The 16,204-nt window shown below is 41.2% G+C and carries 16 protein-coding genes; 7 read left to right on the top strand and 9 right to left on the bottom strand.

Annotation, left to right across the window (positions count from 1 at the left end; translation table 11 throughout):
- Position 1: 1 nt before the first annotated feature.
- The 5 genes from ACFFRD_RS19095 to gvpN form a co-directional block, all read right to left on the bottom strand.
- Entirely contained in the window at positions 2 to 1,825 is a 1,824-nt protein-coding gene (locus tag ACFFRD_RS19095; protein ID WP_392482739.1) for an AAA family ATPase, read from the bottom strand.
- Between the two features lie 208 nt (positions 1,826 to 2,033).
- Positions 2,034 to 2,777, bottom strand: a complete 744-nt coding sequence (locus ACFFRD_RS19090) for a GvpL/GvpF family gas vesicle protein (RefSeq protein ID WP_392482738.1) — start codon at positions 2,775 to 2,777, stop codon at positions 2,034 to 2,036.
- Positions 2,778 to 2,813: 36 nt separating this feature from the next.
- Positions 2,814 to 3,248 carry a gas vesicle protein K gene (locus ACFFRD_RS19085; protein WP_179065244.1) on the bottom strand — a complete coding sequence of 145 codons (435 nt, stop codon included), beginning with the start codon at positions 3,246 to 3,248 and terminating at the stop codon, positions 2,814 to 2,816.
- Positions 3,235 to 3,585 (bottom strand): gas vesicle protein, encoded by a 351-nt coding sequence (locus ACFFRD_RS19080; protein ID WP_392482737.1) that lies wholly within the window; start codon positions 3,583 to 3,585, stop codon positions 3,235 to 3,237. Before ACFFRD_RS19080 ends, ACFFRD_RS19085 begins: the two co-directional genes overlap by 14 nt.
- On the bottom strand, positions 3,582 to 4,754 hold the full coding sequence (gene gvpN / locus ACFFRD_RS19075; protein ID WP_392482736.1) for a gas vesicle protein GvpN: 1,173 nt from the start codon (positions 4,752 to 4,754) through the stop codon (positions 3,582 to 3,584). Before gvpN ends, ACFFRD_RS19080 begins: the two co-directional genes overlap by 4 nt.
- Before the next feature lie 213 nt (positions 4,755 to 4,967).
- On the opposite strand from gvpN, the gene ACFFRD_RS19070 reads away from it, so the two are divergent.
- The 3 genes from ACFFRD_RS19070 (at position 4,968) to ACFFRD_RS19060 (ending at position 6,230) form a co-directional block, all read left to right on the top strand.
- Positions 4,968 to 5,222, top strand: coding sequence for a gas vesicle protein GvpG (locus ACFFRD_RS19070; RefSeq protein ID WP_335101320.1), 255 nt, complete (start codon positions 4,968 to 4,970; stop codon positions 5,220 to 5,222).
- 285 nt (positions 5,223 to 5,507) lie between these two features.
- Positions 5,508 to 5,816 (top strand): hypothetical protein, encoded by a 309-nt coding sequence (locus tag ACFFRD_RS19065; RefSeq protein ID WP_185580489.1) that lies wholly within the window; start codon positions 5,508 to 5,510, stop codon positions 5,814 to 5,816.
- 12 nt (positions 5,817 to 5,828) lie between these two features.
- Positions 5,829 to 6,230: a hypothetical protein gene (locus ACFFRD_RS19060; protein WP_392482735.1), complete on the top strand. Its 402-nt coding sequence runs from the start codon at positions 5,829 to 5,831 to the stop codon at positions 6,228 to 6,230.
- 124 nt (positions 6,231 to 6,354) lie between these two features.
- On the opposite strand, the gene ACFFRD_RS19055 is transcribed toward ACFFRD_RS19060, so the two are convergent.
- From ACFFRD_RS19055 to ACFFRD_RS19040, 4 genes are all read right to left on the bottom strand, one after another.
- Complete coding sequence (locus ACFFRD_RS19055; RefSeq protein ID WP_392482734.1) at positions 6,355 to 7,173, bottom strand: hypothetical protein; 819 nt, start codon at positions 7,171 to 7,173, stop codon at positions 6,355 to 6,357.
- Positions 7,174 to 7,295: 122 nt separating this feature from the next.
- On the bottom strand, positions 7,296 to 7,457 hold the full coding sequence (locus ACFFRD_RS19050) for a hypothetical protein (protein ID WP_392482733.1): 162 nt from the start codon (positions 7,455 to 7,457) through the stop codon (positions 7,296 to 7,298).
- A 16-nt stretch (positions 7,458 to 7,473) separates the two neighbouring features.
- The gene (locus ACFFRD_RS19045) at positions 7,474 to 7,758 is read right to left on the bottom strand and encodes a hypothetical protein (protein ID WP_392482732.1); all 285 of its coding nucleotides are present in this window, start codon (positions 7,756 to 7,758) and stop codon (positions 7,474 to 7,476) included.
- Positions 7,759 to 7,803: 45 nt separating this feature from the next.
- Complete coding sequence (locus tag ACFFRD_RS19040; protein ID WP_392482731.1) at positions 7,804 to 9,702, bottom strand: ArsA family ATPase; 1,899 nt, start codon at positions 9,700 to 9,702, stop codon at positions 7,804 to 7,806.
- Between the two features lie 244 nt (positions 9,703 to 9,946).
- Between ACFFRD_RS19040 and ACFFRD_RS19035 the strand changes: the two genes are divergently transcribed.
- The 4 genes from ACFFRD_RS19035 (at position 9,947) to ACFFRD_RS19020 (ending at position 16,189) form a co-directional block, all read left to right on the top strand.
- Positions 9,947 to 13,213 carry a WD40 repeat domain-containing protein gene (locus tag ACFFRD_RS19035; RefSeq protein WP_392482730.1) on the top strand — a complete coding sequence of 1,089 codons (3,267 nt, stop codon included), beginning with the start codon at positions 9,947 to 9,949 and terminating at the stop codon, positions 13,211 to 13,213.
- A 37-nt stretch (positions 13,214 to 13,250) separates the two neighbouring features.
- Positions 13,251 to 13,769, top strand: coding sequence for a hypothetical protein (locus ACFFRD_RS19030; RefSeq protein ID WP_392482729.1), 519 nt, complete (start codon positions 13,251 to 13,253; stop codon positions 13,767 to 13,769).
- Positions 13,770 to 13,949: 180 nt separating this feature from the next.
- Entirely contained in the window at positions 13,950 to 14,702 is a 753-nt protein-coding gene (locus ACFFRD_RS19025; RefSeq protein WP_392482728.1) for a CPBP family intramembrane glutamic endopeptidase, read from the top strand.
- Positions 14,703 to 15,166: 464 nt separating this feature from the next.
- Positions 15,167 to 16,189 carry an HNH endonuclease gene (locus tag ACFFRD_RS19020; RefSeq protein ID WP_392482727.1) on the top strand — a complete coding sequence of 341 codons (1,023 nt, stop codon included), beginning with the start codon at positions 15,167 to 15,169 and terminating at the stop codon, positions 16,187 to 16,189.
- The last annotated feature ends 15 nt before the right edge of the window (positions 16,190 to 16,204 follow it).

Raw genomic sequence — 16,204 nt, 5'->3', positions numbered from 1 at the left:
ACTATTCAGATTGATGCTGATTAGCAAGCATTTGGTATGTAACTTGGAAATCATCATTTGTAATCTGAATCAAGCTGGAGTCAGTCAATCCTTGAGCGCGGTATCGACGAATTGCGCTTAAAGCAGCTTGATTGCTCAATAAAGCCAAGTCTGCACCATTCCAACCCTCGGTAACTGTTGCCCAGGTTTCTAAATCGACATCAACCAGGGGACGATCTAGATTGTGAACTCCTAAAATCGCTAATCGGCTGGCTCGATCTGGTAGATCGATTTTTATTTGTAAGTCCAATCTTCCGGCTCTGAGCAAGGCAGGATCGAGCGCTTCTGGACGATTGGTTGCTCCTACTAACAGTACTTTCGGGCATTCATGCAACCCATCCAGTTCGGTGAGTAGTTGACCGACAACGCGATCGCTAACTCCAGAATCACCAGTGAATCGTCCCCGTGCTGGTGCCAAGGTATCAATTTCATCTATAAACACAACGCAAGGAGCTGCTTGCCGAGCTTTGCGAAAGAGTTCTCTAACTGCTTGTTCTGCGGCACCTACCCATCGGCTGAGTAATTCCGGGCCATTCACAGCAATAAAGTTGGCTCTAGCCTGGGAAGCGATCGCTTTTGCAAGTAATGTTTTTCCCGTTCCAGGTGGTCCCCACAACAAAATCCCACGGGGAGGCTTGGCTTTGGTTTGCTCGTATAGTTCGGGATAAAGGAGTGCGCCTTCAACAGATTCTTGAAGTTTTTGTTTCACATCATCCAAACCACCAATGTCATCCCAACTTACACTAGGTACTTCAATTGCTACATCCCTGAGAACTGAGGGTTTTATCTCCTTAATTGCTTCGAGAAAATCCTGCTGGATGATAGTCATGTTCTCAGGAACGGGACTGTTGAGGGAGGGGACTTGACGACGCAGGGCAATGTAGGCTGCTTTCTGACAAAGAGCTTTGATATCGGCACCAACAAAACCGACAGCCAAATCAGCGATCGCTCCTAAATTAACCGAAGTCTCCAAGGGCATGGCAGTTGTCAAAATCGTCAGAATTTCCAATCGTCCATTGCGATCGGGAACTCGAAACTGAACTTCGCGATCGAAGCGTCCCGGACGACGCAGCGCCGGATCGAGATAATCGGGACGATTTGTTGCCGCTAATACAATTACGCCCTCGGTTTTGGCAAACCCATCCATTAACCCAAGCAACTGCGCCACTAGTCTTTTTTCAACTTCACCTTCCACTTGGCTGCGATCTGGGGCCAGGCTGTCAATTTCGTCAATAAATATCAGGCAGGGGGCAGAACGAGTTGCTTTCTCAAAAATACTTCGCAAACGAGCTTCTGCTTCCCCGTAATACTTGCTCATCACCTCTGGGCCATTGATGGCAATGTAGTTTAACTCTAACTCTTCTGCCAAAACACGGGCTGTTAAAGTTTTTCCCGTACCGGGCGGGCCAACTAGCAAAACCCCACGCGGAGGCTCTAACCCTAATTTCACCAATAAATCTGGACGTTTAAGTGGAATTTCAACCAACTCTCTGATTTCTTGGAGAACATCAGCCAAGCCGCCGATACCTTGCCAAGAAGCTTTTGAGTTCGTCCGAGCTGATGGGGGGGTGACATCAGTATCATCCATTGGTGTAGTGCCAACGGTGGAATTGGATCTGACTCGGCTAGAATTATTTGTTCTCGGAATATTGCCTTGCCGGGGAATACTGCTGAGATTATGAGAGCGAATTTGAATAGAAGTTTTTAACTCGCCTTTCTCTGCTTTTTCTTCTAAAGCTTTGGCAATTTCTAATAAGTGTTCAAATCCTTTAAATATGTCGTCCATTGATTGTACTTAAATAAAAGGTAGAGAAAAATTTTATTTTCATAGGACTTACGCAAAATAATTAAAAAACGAACTGCAAAGGACGCAAAGGACGCAGAGAAATAAGAGTTTTAGAGAGTTATTGCGTAAGTCATGTTACGAAAAATTAAAAGTTTCAATAATTTTTGATTCTCAATTTTTATTGCTGTTCAACAGAGAGAGGAATTAATCAGTTGGAAATTGTTAATCGAAGACGAGCAAAGTTATATGGGGCAGTGAAATTGTTGTAACGAATTCGCAAACGGTCTTCAAATTGCCGATCGAGTGCTTCAACGTGTTCGCTAAATTGTGATTCTGCTTCCCAAGGAATTAGGTAGGCTGAATTGTAGATCATTGTGTCCACTTGAGGAGTATTTTCTACTACTTCGATCGCAATGAAGTTGAGCGTGCTTTTAAATACATCTATGATCCCTTGCTTGCGATCGCTCATTCCCTGTTCGATGGTTTGCCCTATTTGGATTACCCGCTCCATACTCAGGGGTTGACCGACTAGCTTATCCCTTTCGGTTTTGAGATTTGGGTGTTCTGCCAATAGTCCCTGAATTTCTGCCTCGATATCCCAAAAAACTTTGACACTAACTTCTCGGCAACCCGATAACTTCGCAAGCAATTGCGTCAATTCTTCTTGATGAGGACGAATTAATTGCTCTGAAACCTTTTCCCAACTGGAAACCAAAAGTCCAAATTGCACGGGCAGTAAATAGCGATCGCCTCCTTGCATGATCTCCTCAAGGACTTTTTCATGACTTAGCAGGTTACGACGGCTGGCCAAATAACGCTCTTGCTGTGCTTCCGAGTAGATGACTGCAAAATCATCCAAAATTTTAATTTGTACGGGTTGCCGATCTAAGCCCTCTAAATTTAAATTTTGTGGAGCAGGCAAGGTCAAAATTCCATAAATGTAAAAACTCATATAAATGTCTTACCAAGAAGAATGTAGATAAAAAAGTTACAGGGGTTTAGAAGTGAGTACTAGTCTTAATTTGGCATGAACTAAGCTTAACTGAGCCAGTCCCAAGTCCAAGTCACCTTCAACCACCACACCCGTATTTAATAGGCGATCGAGAAGTTCTAGAATAGAGGGTTGACTAGAGGTTTCACCGGGGTAGTATCCTCCAGATTGGGGAAGTAAATTTCCCATTTCACCCAAGTTAATATTTAGATCGGCTGGGTCAACATCAAATATCTCGCAAAGCTTAACAACCTGTTGTTCAAGCTGTTGTAGGCTTTCGGAAGCTCGATCTAGCTCATGGTCGTTGAGAGTGCCAGCATCCATTCGCCGAATCACCTGAGCTTCCATGAGTTGGCGTATCAGTTCAACAACCGTCAGTAATAACGGTGCTAAACCGGAATCGGAACCTTTTGATTTGCTAATCGCCTGCATTCTGATGATTAATAGGATTGAGTGCTTTGAGCGATTGCAGTTCTGTTTCTAGACTGGCAAGACGCTCTTGAAGTTGTTGATTATTTGCTAATAAGGTGCGAGTTTGACTATTAAGATAGGGGTCGCTCTCCCACCAGTTAATTCCAATCTCTTTGGCTTTATCAACAGAAGAAATCAACAAACGAATCCGAATGTTGAGCAATTCTGTGGAGCCTACGGAAATAGAAATATCTCCTGCGATAACAATGCCTTTATCCAGAACCCGTTCTAGAATATCTGCCAAGGTAGAACCTTGAGTTGATGTGGCGATCGCTCCCCGATTAGTATTAGTACTCATTTGTTTATTAAATGGCCAGAATCAAGAGCAACTGTTTGTGAGATGTTCGGCGACTCGGCATTGCCCTGCATTTGGACTAATACTCCCTGTTCTCTGAGAGACTTGAGTGCAGCCACAATTTGACTGCGATCGATCCCTAGTTCTACTGCCAATTCCGAGAAACGCCTTCCTGGAGAATTACATAGGTAGCTGTAGACTTCATGCTCGTAAGGTACTCGTTGTTCTAATACAATCTGATTTTGGTTGTTTGGTATTATCTCTGACGGCTGAGATTGAGTATTTATACTATGATAAAATTCACTTAAAACCTCTTCCAGTAGCCGAGTTGCTTCTATGAGAGGTTGATTCGTGCGAGAAAGCAGGATATCGGCACAAATATCTTGGAAGCTAGGATCTCCAGGGTTTACGGAAATTTCGTGTTCGTGGCAGATTTTGGCAATCATCAGACAGGAACGCAATCCACCGCCTTGTCCAGAACCAGATCGACTCCAAAACGTCCGTACTAAGCGGACAATTTTTTCTGCTTTCTCAGAACCTATGCCTGTTTTATGAACTACAATTTCCTGCTGACTTAGTTCATCAGGTGTAGGCATATCGATGGTAATAACACGATCCATCAAAGCATCCTGAGTTGCATGAACTCCACAATACTCTTGAGGATTTGATGTTAAGATTGCCCGAAACTGAGGATGAACCCGGATATACTCGGCTCGATGTTGGTTTGTTGGTAATACTAACAACCTCTCCTCAAGTACGGAGAGTAAAACGTTATTTACCTCCGGGTGCGATCGATTGAATTCGTCGTAAACCAGCGTAAATCCTTCTTTACAAGCTAGGGTTAATCGTGCATCAACCCAATGTTGTCGGAGTTCATCCTCAACTTTAACAACGCTGTGGATATAATTATCAACAACCTTTTTGCGGGTATAACCTAATTGATTACCAATCAAGTCTGAGGTTTTAAACTCATCATCTCCAAATAAGAGGATGATCGGCTGGTTGAGCAAATCAGCTAGATGCATTGCCAGAGTAGTTTTTCCGACTCCGGCTGCACCACGTAAGTGTATTGAAAAACCTGACTGTAGATAGCGCAAAGCACGTTGAGCGATGCGTTGAACAGCAGGTGTATTGACAAATCGTTGGGGAGATGCATTTAATACTGTTGTCAAACTCTAAGTACCTCCTAAAATAGGAATGTCATGTAAAAGTATTTTTTTTTACATTGCAAATATAAAATACAGATGTCAATCAGTCTTAACTGGACTCAAATCCAACGCATTTTGGCATCAACACAAGACTAGTAATGTTTAATATTTATGTCATCAGCATGATTACGGTCTTGAGAGGATACCTTTGATAAGTCCACACAAGTGTAAAGCAATATGGTTCTGCGCTTTTTACTATTACCGATTACTGGCCCATTAATGGGGGTAACGTGGCTTGGGGAAAAAATTTTAGAACATGCGAGTACTGAAATTGATGATAAAGAAAATCTCAGCAAGCAACTTCTTGCACTCCAACTTGCTTTTGATATGGGAGAAATTCCTGAAGAAGAGTTTGAAATTCAGGAAGAAGCTCTTTTATTAGCAATTCTGGAAGCAGAACAGGAGGAACGCGATCGGACACAAGAGGATTGAAATTCTTTCCTAGCTTGTGTGATTTATTGCTTTAACTAACGTGCGCCTCCGTTGGAGACTCACGTTAATTTTAAAAATGTTGTTAGCTATTATACTTAAATAAATTGTGATTATACTGTACAAGTATTAATTTTAGGACTTACGCAACTGGCATATTATTTTTAGTTTGTAGTGTTCGCGTAGCGTCTCGCAGAGAGGACTAAAGTACTCAAAATCAGGGCTGAAGCCCTTACTACAAACTAAAAGTTTTAATTTTTTGTGACACTTGCGTAAGTCGTAAATTTAATGGAAGCTTTACCCGATAATTGGGCAGATATTCAACCTGATACTGTATATCTTTCAATCAGTGGTCTGCTAGTTTTATTTGGCAGTGAACAAATAAAGCTGGGATTAAAATATGATCGGAAGGGGAAACATTTAAAAGCCATTGAGAAAGGGCTTGTACCTCCTCGCGGTAATGTTGGGTTGGTGGCTTCCCAAGAATCTGGCTACGATTTGAAATCTAAAGTCTTAGGTAAAGGTGGCGATCGCCGATTTCATGCAAAATTCATTGATGGTATATTGCACTTCCCTGGTTTGGTAACAGAACATTAAACCCACATAACTATGACAAGGCTCGAATTAAAAAATCATCAAGTTTGGCAAGATTTAACTGAAATATTACAAAGTTTAGATGCTAATCTTCTTGTTCAAGAACATCTTGACCAGTGTGATTATAAAGTGTGTGGCTATTGGGATGAACAAGATGAATATTATGAGAAAATTACGTTACCTCGTACTCTCGAAGCCGAATTAGTTAGCAGTTCAATAGGCGTTACTCACGAAGAACGTTTTTTACAACTAAAGTTTTTGCTCATAGCTGATGCTGTTGATAATACGAAAACTGCAAGTAGCAATGCTCAAAAACTTGGTGAATTGGTTCTTGTTTATGATGAAAATCTAGAATTTATTGATGAGAATTGGCTTTTAGATGTCGATTCTTCATTCCTTATGAAGCTATCTGGCTAATTTTAGGCAATTGAGTAGAAATAAGAAATATAAGCAACAAATTTTCGTGGCTAGCGCAAAGCTGAGTTGGGTTTCACTCCGTTCAACCCAACCTACGCATCTTTATCTATCTTGCATTTATATACTAAGACAGAGATATATCATGCTTAGTAAATACGCTAAAACCATCTAAAAACTCAATAACTGCTTCATTTTCAGATAATGGTTGACCCTGTTCGTTAAGCATCACTCTATACGGACGATTACAAGTAAAACAGAAATCTTGAAAAAAAAATGTCCAACCACAGTCAGCAACAAATGTTTTAAGTATGTGCCAAAGATTGTCTTCGGGAAAGCATTGTAATTCAGAAATGCAGTAATCGAGTAAGCAGCAGACACTACACTCTGCATCTGGCACCACTAAACCAGATACCAAAAAACGCCACAATCCCTCTAGCCGTCTTTGCTGATTTGTTTTTGCAGATTTCCAAACTGGAGATAATTTTTCACTATCACGTAAATTTACAGGTATAAGGCTATGTATAATTGGCCAAAATCTCAACTGCTTTTGAAGATACTTCCATAGACAAATATCCAACTGACTCCCAACTTTTTCGATTAATGGCGATACAATATATCGATGAAATTTATTACTGAAAAGCCCTTTTTTAAGTAATTGCTTCTCAAGCCGCCTAATGAGGTTATTAAGTTTTCGAGGATTACACCAATCTTCATGCGGATAAATACAGTTGAGAAAACTTAAATTAGCTATACCAAATGGACTATCAAAAAAATATATGTCGAATTCTTCTACACTAGATATTTGCTTATAAACAGCTTTAATCGTTTGAGTCGCTTTTTGTGTATCAATAGGTTGTGTTGAAAGTGCTGCTAACTGCCACTTTCTCTTATATTCACAAAGTAAAGCTTCCTGATCTGTTGTTAACTCAGAAATTAGTTGCATTAATTATTGAGGCAATTGTTAGTTTCTTTCTAGAACTTAGAAGTTATTGCAATTCAACAGTGTGACAATAAGCTGGCTTGAGGATCTAATTGACCTAAGTAATATCTTAATGCCTTTCTGAATTACCACTCCTTAAGTCGAGTGTAATAGCAACGAGTTTGGGCAGCAACCTTAAGATTACTAAGTAAAATTTTCATGTCGTCTTCCCCCACGATTCCGACATCCAAAAATGCGATCGCCCCTGCTTGGTGCGACTGAGCAAGTAAGTTGCGAAGAATAGGCAAGCTGAAATCTTAGTACTTAGTATTCCAATGTTAAGGTTTTGAACTTTGGTGTATTGTCCTCCAAACCAGTATTTGCTTTCTGATGTATCGTGTCCCCTTCAGGAATTGTTTGACTATTTAAAATAGCAAGACGTTGCTGAATCTGATGTCGGCGTGCTTCGAGTTTCTCTAGTTCCTCCTCTAAACGCTCCTTCTCTAACATCATTTTGTAAGCATTTAAGTAAGCTGTTGCTTGAGAACGTTGAGGAGGCATGGTGCTAAATTTGGCTTGAATTTGTCTGCGGTTTGGAGTGCGATGCATAATAAATTTCTCTTTGGGTATGAAAGTATTTAGTCTAATTAGCCGTTAGAATAAACAGGTAGCTGCTCCTTGGATGCGTTCTAAAGGCTGAACTGAGCGAGGAAGTATTGGTAAGCGAACTATTGTCAAACCTGGAAAATTTGTCTCGCAGTCATCGCAATTAATGGTTGCTGTAGAAGTAAAACGGTTGAGAACAAGGTAATTCTGACTTACACCTATTTCTTGCATAGATTTGAACAAGCGTTGTTGTTCGGCAAGTACGCTAGTCTGGTTAAGTGTAACCCCAATGAACTCTGCTTGTTGTGGGTCTTTTAGCACTTTTTGGGCTTTGACCACGCGCTGTCGCAAAGTTCGTAAACGCCCCATAAACTCTGTACGACCAAGGACATTCTGATACTTGATCCAGAGTTTGAAAATCCAACCTAGCCAGTCTGCTAATGCAGTTGGCATTTCTAGAAAACGCAGAAGATGACCTGTAGGAGCAGTGTCTAAAATAATCAAGTCTTCTTCTTGTTGCTCTAGCAATTCCATTACTGTTAACAGGGAAAGTATTTCATCAATCCCTGGTAAAGCTTGATCGACAATTTTGCGCCAGGCAACAGGAGCATAGGCCATTTCAATAGATTCGCTTGTTTGGGTTTCGCCACTCATCATTTCGGCCAGTTCCCATAGGTAATCGGCTCTGAATTGATCGACAATGCGATCGCCATCTACTTCCTGACCTCGAAGATTGGCAGTTATTTGATATGGTTCGTGTCCTAAACTCAGACCAAAGGCATCACCCAAGGAGTGGGCTGGATCGATGGAAACCATGCGAATTTTGCGATCGGGATGTTGTTGAGCCATAGCCCAACCAATCGCAGCTGCTACTGTGGTCTTGCCTACTCCACCCTTACCGCCTATTAGTAATAGGCGACGACCTTTGGTGAGAAAATCTCCAAAGCTGGGAGGAATTTTTTCAGGCCATTGAATTGGGAGTAGCTGAACAGGAGATAGTGGTTCAAGCTGAGGAATATGGATTTGGTCGATAATATTGCTGAGGGCTACAATTCCCAAAGGCTCCTTATCTTGTTGTGGCACAATAAACATCGGCTTTCCGTTAGCAAGATCCGTATACTGGCTGATGAGCGGTTGTTGTTCTTGGTAACGATCTGGGTCAGTCGCACTGGCAAGGACTTGGTTAACAAACAACCCTCCACAAGGAACCTGCATAGTTTGTAAGGCTTCTAGGAATCGTTTTGACTCCAACCAACTCATTGGTTCGGCGATCGCAACTAACAAACAAGCTGTATGGATGGGATCTTGAAGCAGACGACGACCTTGCGACAGTTCAGCTTTCAGGGTTTGCAAAAACTCATCAGCGCGATCGGGTGTGTAACTTCCAGCAAAGGTCTTGCTAATAATCCGATGCTTTTCTTGAAACAGTTCAAGAGAGTGGAGGAAAGTGTCTAAAAAATCCATCAATCCAAACAAGTTAAGAGTATGACCGCTAGGAGCCATATCTACTACTACTCGATCTACCCGCTGCTCCTGAAAAAGGCGTTGGATCTCTAACAAGCCCATCAACTCGTCCAGTCCAGGCCAATTTAAATCCCAAACTGGCAGCAAGTCTGCTCCTTCAACAAAACTACCGCGCTCCACTAACAGTTCTAACACCTGACCATAACGTTCTTTAAACTCTTGTAGCAGAAGCTTTGCATCCAACGCCCTTACTAGTAGATTGGGTAGTTCCGCTATGGGACGAGGAATGTCATCAACGCTAACTTGTAAGACATCTCCAAGAGAGTGAGCCGGATCGGTTGAGATTAAAAGAATTTGCTCATTGGCAAATTTCTGCGCCCAACGACATGCAAAGGTGCAGGAGATTGTCGTTTTTCCGACTCCACCTTTACCGCTAAACATAGCAAGGTGTAGGTTATCAAAAAGTTCCATCCCGTTTGTCATTTGCGGTGTTTTAGGATAAAGTTACTACATATTTTTGAAAGTTACTTAAGTAATTTTGCTGAATAAACCTATTTAAAACCTTAATTTTTCACGGATAGGATTTACAAAACTTCTAGGGCGGCGATAGAGAAAGCTTCACAAGAGAATATGTAATTAATTTTGTTGAGGTACTTACAAAGATTAGCCAAGGAACTATAACTGAGGTAAAGATTTAGCCAGAGATGTCCAAAGGTAACGAGATAAGATGGTTAACAGTTCTGAAGGCGATATAAATATTGGCTGTAATGTCCAAGGTATTTCTGAATACGACTTTTTTTCTGACAGTAATTTTGAGGACATTCATTGTCGTCCACTTAAAATAGACTCTCCCTACTTAGGATTAAAAACTTTTGAAATTAAAGATAAAGATAAATTTTTTGGTCGGGAGAAGTGGATTGCTAATCTGGGCGATCGCTTAAAAAAAGATAATATACTCTTGCTTTTAGGAGCATCAGACACTGGCAAATCATCATTGATTCGGGCAGGTTTAATTCCTTATGTAGGAAATAATAACAATTCATTAATTAATATAAGTTTTCACCCAGATGAAAATCCTTTTAAATCTCTTTATCAGTGTCTTGCTTCTAATTATGGAAAAAAATCACCAATAACTGATATTAGTCGAGAAATAAGAGAAAATACCCTAATTAAAATTGTCACATTCCTCAAACAAGATTACCAGTGCGTTCTGATTTTTATTGATCAATTTGAAGAACTATTTACGAAAACTCACAAGCCGGAACGCGATAAATTTGTAGCTAGTATCTTTCAACTGTTCCAGCAGCAGGATAGCTCTGTCAAAATTGTTTTAACAATGCGGTCTGATTTTTTGGATAGATTTAGTGAGTATCCCCAACTTGCGAAGATCCACGATCGCTATAGTCGTATACTCACTAGAATGAGCGATGGAGAATTAAAGTTAGCGATCGCTGAACCTGCCGCCAGAAATGGCGTTATCTTTGAACAAGGATTAGTTGAGCAAATTATTCATGATTTTCACCAACAAGATGATTCTTTACCACTTCTGGCATACACCCTGAATGTATTGTGGGAAAAAGAAGATATTGCAAGCCGGGTTCTGAAGATAAAGACTTATCAAGAACTAAAAGAGCAAACGTTTGGTTATTTAAGCGAACAAGCTAATCGATTTATTAATGCTAGTGTTGGATGGCACGATCGCCATTCGAGAGAAAAAGAACAAGAGATTCAAAAGTTAAACCTTGCACTGACTGAATTAAAACTGCGCGAGCAATCCGCCAGGGTTTTGAATTTACTTCCTGTCCAACCGCTAGAGGGTTTGGTGCTGGCAATTCAAACAATGGGTGAGAATTTAGAGAAATACCCAAACCAGCTTCTAGCTTCTGTTTTGGGAAGCTTAAAGGAAGCAATGAACACACCCACAGAGGCAAATAGCTTGCGCGGACACGAGCAAGAGGTTAATTGTGTAGCCTTTAGTCCTGATGGCAAGTTTATTGCCAGTGGCAGTAGCGATTCTACGGTGTGCTTGTGGAATATCATTGGCAATCCTACTGCTCAATTTTTGTGTGGACACGAGCAAGAGGTTAATTGTCTAGCCTTTAGTCCTGATGGCAAGTTTATTGTTAGTGGCAGTATTGACGGAATTTTGTGTTTATGGGATCTACAAGGTAATCTCATTGCTCAACCGTGGCAGGGACATGAGGAAGGAGTTATTTCCGTCGCCTTTAGCCCAAATAGCGATGGCTGCGCCAACCCCTCCGGGGTACGCATTGTCAGTGTTGGTTTTGACGGAACAGTTTGTTTATGGGATCTAGAAGGTAACGCCATTACTCAACCTTGGCGCGCACACAAGGAAGGAGTTATTTCCGTCGCCTTTAGCCCAAATAGCGAGCGCATTATTAGTGTTGGTTTTGACGGAACGGTGTGTTTGTGGGATTTACAAGGTAACACCATCACTCAACCCTGGTACAAACATCAGGCAAAAATTATTTGCGCTGCCTTTAGCCCCGATCGCAAGTTGATTGTCAGTGGTAGTAGTGATTCTACAGTGCGGTTGTGGGACATCCAAGGTAATCCCATCGGTCAACCTTGGCACGGGCATGAAGGACATGTAAATTGTGTAGCGTTTAGCCCTGATGGCAAGTTTATTATTAGTGGTGGCTGCGATCGCACAATACGCTTATGGAATATCAATGGCAACCTCATCACTCAACCTTGGCGTGGACATGAAGGACAGATTAATTCCCTAGCCTTTAGCCCCGATGGCAAGTTGATTATCAGTGGTGGCGATCGCACTGTGCGTTTATGGGAGCTAGATCAAATACTACAAGATCGGGTCATCGGGCGATCGCAGCGCAAATATGAGAATTGGGTCAATTCTGTTACCTTTAGCCCTGATGGTCTGTGGATTGTCAGTGCCAGCAATGATTCGACAGTGCGCTTGTGGGATATTCACGGCAACTCCATTGGTCAACCTTGGCAGGGACATGAAAAAGAAGTTAATTCTGTCGCCTTTAGCCCTGATGGTCAGTGGATTATCAGTGCCAGCAATGATTCGACAGTCCGCTTGTGGGATATTCACGGCAACCCCATTGGTCAACCTTGGCGCGGACATGAAAAAGAAGTCAATTCTGTCACCTTTAGCCCTGATGGTCAGTGGATTATCAGTGCCAGCAATGATTCGACAATCCGCTTGTGGGATATTCACGGCAACCCCATTGGTCAACCTTGGCGCGGACATGAAAAAGAAGTTAATTCTGTCGCCTTTAGCCCTGATGGTGAGTGGATTATCAGTGCCAGCAATGATTCGACAGTCCGCTTGTGGGATATTCACGGCAACCCCATTGGTCAACCTTGGCGCGGACATGAAAAAGAAGTCAATTCTGTCACCTTTAGCCCTGATGGTCAGTGGATTATCAGTGCCAGCAATGATTCGACAATCCGCTTGTGGGATATTTACGGCAACCCCATTGGTCAACCTTGGCGTGGGCATGAAAAAGAAGTTAATTCTGTCGCCTTTAGCCCTGATGGTAAGTGGATTGTCAGTGCCAGCAATGATTCGACAGTGTGCTTGTGGGATATTCATGGCAACCCCATTGGTAGACCTTGGCGCGGGCATGAGTATTGGGTAAATTCCGCAGCTTTTAGCCCTGATGGTAAACTGATTGTCAGTGGTAGTCTTGATGGAACAGTCCGCTTGTGGTACTGTGGGTGGCAAGAATGGTTGCAAGTTTGCTGCAACAGGTTAAATTATCATCCCGTCTTTCAAAATCCTGAAAATGGCAGTGATGTAGAAATTGCCTACCAAACTTGTCAAAAATATGTATGGAATCCACAATTCCCCAAACAGTTGCACAACCAAGGAGCAGCCAAGCTAAAAGAGAAAGCTTTTTCAGCAGCTTTAGAGGATTTTAAGCAAGCAGTTCAACTTAATTTCACATCGCACTGGAAAGATCGCCTTGCTTGGCAATCAGTACCCACAGAGAACCAATAACTCGGCCTACGGTTGACAACTGCAATAAAAGTTTTGAATGCATCCTGCACGTTTAGGGACTTTGCGTTCCCGAACTAGTGCTGCATATAAGGGTATCAATACCTTGATTCAACGTGAAGGTTCTCAAGATTTCTTTTGGAAGTCCACTATTCGGGATTTGGATGAAAGTGATTGGGAAGAACGCAGACTAGATATTCATCACATTTTCCCCAAAAGTTGGTGTGACAAGCAGGGTATTCCCGCATCTCGCTATAACTCTATCCTCAACAAAACTCCAATATCGTTTAAAGCAAATCGCATGATTGGCGGTAAAGCTCCAAGTGAATATCTGGTTCAACTTCAAAAGCATGACAGTGTTCAGCTAGACGATGCAGGTATGAATGCAATTCTGGCAACTCATCAAATCGACGCAATAACACTTCGACAAGACGACTTTGAGGGTTTTATGGCATCGCGTCAAAGGATGATACTTGCCAAAATCGAAGCTGCTATGGGCAAGCCTGTATTGGCTGTGGATGATTCCGCATACAGCGATGTGACAGATGAAGAAGAGTGATTTGAGATAAATTAACTTAGCAAAATGACTTACTCCTTATTCCAAAGCAGCCCCAAGTACTACCGCACCATCAACACGTATCCGCGACTTTGAGCAGATGCCAAGGCTTACAACGCGTTATGCGAAAGACATGGTTGCCGTGATGGATTTAAACTTGCTTGAACCCAATAAAAGATAATCGTGAAAACTGAATTACCTCCATTAACTAATTGTGTTCTATTCTTTGTAGCTGTTATAAGTATGGTGTATTTATATAACAGCATAGCTCAAAGGCGATTAATTAAAAAGCAACGAAAAGCAGAAAGGCCCAAATCTGGTTTTGGCTTTTATATTTTATGGAATCAAATTTCGTTAATTTCCTTTTTTTCTGTAACTTATATTATAGGATGGGATGCGCCATCAGTTGGTTTAAAATTTGAAATATTCCCAGTAATTTCCTTAACAATTGGCTTAATTTCCTATTTTATATTCGTATTAGTTTTAAGTAAGCTTTTAAAGCTTTTGAGAGTCAGCCAAATTGTAGAAAATGATGCTTATCTCGTTGCTGTAAGGCTTATGCCCCGACAAAAGGTTCAGAAAATATTATTTATGATTGCCGTATGTATATTAAATCCAATAACAGAAGAGTTGATATTTCGTGGAGTACTAGTACATCAATTAAGCCTATATACAAATAATTATTACTTGGCATTTTTTTTGGGATTGTTTGTAAGTGTTGGGAATCATATTTATCAAGGAATGCTACATATTATTACGCATATTGTTTTTTGTATTTTCACTGTAACATTGCTTTATTCAGATGTAGGACTTATTGGGTCTATAGGTTTTCACTTAGCAGGAGATATTTACCCGTTCATGTGGCTTAAATATCAGGTTAGTAACTATAAACAACGAAGAAGGGAGGAACGCAGAGCTAAATATGTTTCCAGTTAGAATATCAGACACTCTCTTTATACAATAACGCTAGGTTATAAAGTATCAATTTTAAACCAATAAGAATTTTACTCACATCAGGCGAAGTAAAAAGGTTAGAAAAATTGTTATTCGAGAGTTAATCTGCTATTTGCCAACTGAAAAGACATCAAATGCAGATTCAACCCTTTGATGAGCAGCGATCGCTTTCTTTGTTCAATTCAAGCACAGAATACCAAAGCTAAAAACTGGCTCATATAATGCTGATTGCTGTATCAATAAAAAATCTACCTAATATAGTTAATAAAACAGCTAAACTATCTCCATAGTTCAATTTCTAAGCTAGCACAACCTAAATTTATAAATTCCTTACTATCTCTTTAAATATCCCTTTGGAAGTTCATGATTAATGCTGATGTGGTTCTTACCCTGAGGGGAGAAGCTGAACTAAATACTAAATCGTCAAAACAACAGTTTACTAAAACATGGATTTCATTAACCAAGCACGAAATTTGGCGGATACGCTCAAAGATAAAGCGCTAGAAGCAGCAAATAATACAGCGAAGGGGATAGAAGAAGTAGTTAATGGAATCAAGAATACTACTATAGAAATTACCACCTCAAGTATTAATGCAATTACTGATTTGCCTGCAACAGCACAGCAAGGTTTTCAAGCTGTACAAAATGTGAGTAAAGCATTAGAAGGCACTGCTATTAGTGTGACAACTTCGAGTCTGTCCATAGCTGAGGCTTTGCAAAACTTGCCGAGGACTGCTGCGGAATTAGCCCTAGAGATGCCCAAGATTGCCAATAGATTCAGGCATCGTGCTGGTCTAAGAACCGGAGATTTACCTCGTTCTGATACAGATGTCATGAAGCTGTTTGAGAAAATTCCTGGTACATCAAAGCTAGGAGCTAACGAACGGACTATTCGTGAATTCTTGAGCGATAAACATGGGAGCCATATCATTCCACGCTCTCAAGGTGGCTCAAATGGTTCTGACAACATCCTGTGGGAAGTAGGTGTTGATAATCTGCGTCGCGGAGCCGAAGTAATGACTGTTGGGGAGCAGTTTTATATTCGGGTTTACAATGCCGTAGATTCTATTGTCAGCAATTCAGGAACAATTGCTAAGTTTGGGATCACTGCTACAGGAACCGCTATTCTTACCCAAGTTATAGTCACAGCGATTTCATACTCCTTGGATCTTTATCGGGGCGATATTACTGTTGAAGAGTATAAAAATTTAATTGTAGAAGTGGCAAAGGCAGCAGGTATTGCGACACCGATTGTTTTTCTGGTCTTAGTGGCTGTATTGGCTTTATTTCCAGAATTTACAGTTGTATTATCTGCACCAGTCGTTATTGCAGGTTTCAATGCCTTATTTGGCATGAGTATTGCGATGCCGATAGTACAATCGCTACTCCGTCATGCTCAAGCTGGTGGTTTTGGCATAGAAACTGCTGATGCTTACAGAAATGCGCTTGGTGGTTCTGCACCTGCTTGAAATCTGCGACAAATT

It is taken from the genome of Nostoc sp. C110 (genome assembly GCF_043099725.1).
Taxonomy (GTDB): Bacteria; Cyanobacteriota; Cyanobacteriia; order Cyanobacteriales; family Nostocaceae; genus Nostoc; species Nostoc muscorum_A.
Note: the sequence above shows the minus strand (reverse complement) of the source record. Positions and strands in the feature narration are given on the sequence as shown.